This window comes from Isoptericola sp. NPDC056134 (assembly GCF_042264825.1).
GTDB lineage: Bacteria > Actinomycetota > Actinomycetes > Actinomycetales > Cellulomonadaceae > Isoptericola > Isoptericola nanjingensis.
Map to the genome: position 1 here is coordinate 1 of NZ_JBHJVM010000106.1, position 1,024 is coordinate 1,024.

Below are 1,024 nucleotides of genomic sequence, written 5' to 3' on the forward strand. Positions count from 1 at the left end.
GTCCTGGAGCACGCCCTGCGCCCGCTCTTCGCCTATCTGCGGGCCGTCACCGTGCCCACCTCCGTCTACGCGGCCTCGGAGGACTGGGGTTCCTCGGGCGACGAGTACACCGAGGGCCTGCCGTCCCGGATCCGGCGTGCGGGCGGCGAGCTGGCCTCCGCGGTCCTGGGCCGTACGGTCTCCGGGGCCTCGCGGACCCCGGGCCTGGACGACGGGGAGGACGCGGTCGTCCCCTTCGAGCAGCAGCTCGCGGACCTGCGGCTGGACTGAGGCCGGGCCGGGAGCGACCCCATGCGGGCGGGGCGATCGGGGCGGGTCACATCGACCCGCCCCGATTGCCCTATTTGATTACAGTGAGACAGGGCGCTGTACCGAGCGCGACCGAGCGCGACCGAGCTACCGAGCACGACCGAGCTGGAGGCAGATATGGGCAGGATCGTTGTGGGCGTCGACGGCTCCGACTCCTCGATCAAGGCACTGCACTGGGCCGTACGCCAGGCCGAGCTGACCGGCGCCACGGTGGAGGCCGTGAACAGCTGGGAGTACCCCGCAACCAGCTGGGCGTCGATGATGCCGGGCATGCCCGAGGACTTCGATCCGCAGGCCCTGGCCACCGTCTCCCTCAACGAGGCACTGGAGGAGGCCCTCGGCGCCGCGGGGGCCGCCGCGGTCAGCAAGGTCGTGGTCATCGGCAATCCGGCCCAGGCCCTGCTGGACCGCGCCCAGGGCGCCGACCTGCTCGTCGTCGGAGCCCGCGGCCACACCGGCTTCAAAGCCACCCTGCTCGGCTCGGTCAGCCTCCACGTCACCCAGCACGCGCCGTGCCCGGTGACGGTGGTCCGCGACTGAGGCGGGAGCGGGGCGGCTGACGCGGGGTGGGGCGGCCCGCCCCGGAGAAACGAGGGGCCGTTGTCAGTGGGGGCTCCTATCGTGTGGTCATGACCCCTGCTCTCTTCGGGCGCGACCACCCCGCAGGCGTTCTCCGCTCGGAGATCGCCCGGGCCACGGACAGCCACGGCGGTCT

Annotated in this window: 1 protein-coding gene and 1 pseudogene; both read left to right on the top strand. The window is 72.7% G+C overall.

Annotated features, from left to right (window positions below; all coding sequences use genetic code 11):
• Window positions 1–270, top strand: a pseudogene (locus ACFCZN_RS21590) (oxidoreductase); the annotation flags it as partial.
• Window positions 271–426: 156 nt separating this feature from the next.
• Window positions 427–849, top strand: a complete 423-nt coding sequence (locus ACFCZN_RS21595; protein ID WP_030585746.1) for a universal stress protein — start codon at window positions 427–429, stop codon at window positions 847–849.
• The last annotated feature ends 175 nt before the right edge of the window (window positions 850–1,024 follow it).

Coding starts and splice junctions, on each gene's coding strand:
- ACFCZN_RS21595 (WP_030585746.1), top strand. CDS start 427: ATGGGCAGGATCGTTGTGGGCGTCGACGGCTCCGACTCCTCGATCAAG.